The organism is Blautia sp. AF34-10, from assembly GCF_003477865.1.
Classification (GTDB): Bacteria; Bacillota; Clostridia; order Lachnospirales; family Lachnospiraceae; genus Fusicatenibacter; species Fusicatenibacter saccharivorans.
Genome location: NZ_QUED01000085.1, coordinates 1 through 877 on the forward strand (window position 1 = coordinate 1; position 877 = coordinate 877).

General features: G+C 30.8%; 2 protein-coding genes. One reads left to right on the forward strand and one right to left on the reverse strand.

Translation table 11 applies throughout. The annotated features are described in order from the left end of the window. Positions 1-127: 127 nt before the first annotated feature. Positions 128-367, forward strand: coding sequence for an ATP-binding cassette domain-containing protein (locus DWZ60_RS16975; RefSeq protein WP_330408970.1), 240 nt, complete (start codon positions 128-130; stop codon positions 365-367). A gap of 150 nt (positions 368-517) precedes the next feature. Here the strand turns inward: DWZ60_RS16975 and DWZ60_RS16980 are convergent, their stop codons facing one another. Then, on the reverse strand, positions 518-754 hold the full coding sequence (locus tag DWZ60_RS16980; RefSeq protein ID WP_004843528.1) for a DUF6061 family protein: 237 nt from the start codon (positions 752-754) through the stop codon (positions 518-520). Positions 755-877 lie beyond the last annotated feature (123 nt).

Genomic DNA, 877 nt, shown 5'->3' on the forward strand with positions numbered 1-877 from the left:
TTATTTCAAAATTTTGCCCTTTTGGAAACAAAAACAGTAAAAGAAAATCTAGAAATAATAAAAAAAATCAGGTAGAACGGATATTTTAATAAATGAAGCTCTTGAAAAAGTTGGTTTACAGAAAGTAATTAACAAAAAAGTCTATCAATTATCTGGTGGCGAACAGCAGAGAGTTGCGTTAGCTCGTTTAATGCTAAAGAAATGTTCGATTGTATTAGCAGACGAACCAACTGGTTCCTTAGACAAAAAAAATAGTGAGATTGTTATGAATATATTGCATGAGTTAAGTGAACAGGGAAAAACAGTTATTGTTGTAACTCATAGTGAAGAAATTGTAGCACAAGAAAAGCATGTTCTATATTTATAATACCCATAATAGAAGAATATGTTCTTTCGGGAGACACCTCCTCTAAGAACATATTCTTTTGGTTAAAATTGATTATAAAGATACTTTTACTTCAGTATATTCGCTATATTGATGGGATATATATTTGCATATTATTTATATGGATAAGAATTATAACTCTAGTGAGTCTTCTGCATCTACCCACATCTGTAAATTACCCTCAAGATATAATCTTGCATATTCCAAAGGCTCATCCACAGCCAATGAAGTAAGCGCACATTCTGATCCGTATGTGGTTTTTAGATTTTTTTCAGCTTTCCAGCAATCAATGCGAAGCATATATCCGGCACTTGTGTAAACATCAATACTATCGTGATTTATGTTGTATTCTGCATAAATTGTTCTCATCGTATCTTATCTCCATTTTCTTTTAATAATCAGTTATAGAGTTAAATATCGAAAACATTTCAATCAGTTCACCATGTCGTTATTGTTATACTGTGTTATGAAATTTTCTTTCCCTTATTTTTC

Bases quoted from the DNA above. Each gene is read 5' to 3' on its own strand.
- DWZ60_RS16980 (WP_004843528.1), bottom strand. From the start codon at position 754: ATGAGAACAATTTATGCAGAATACAACATAAATCACGATAGTATTGAT.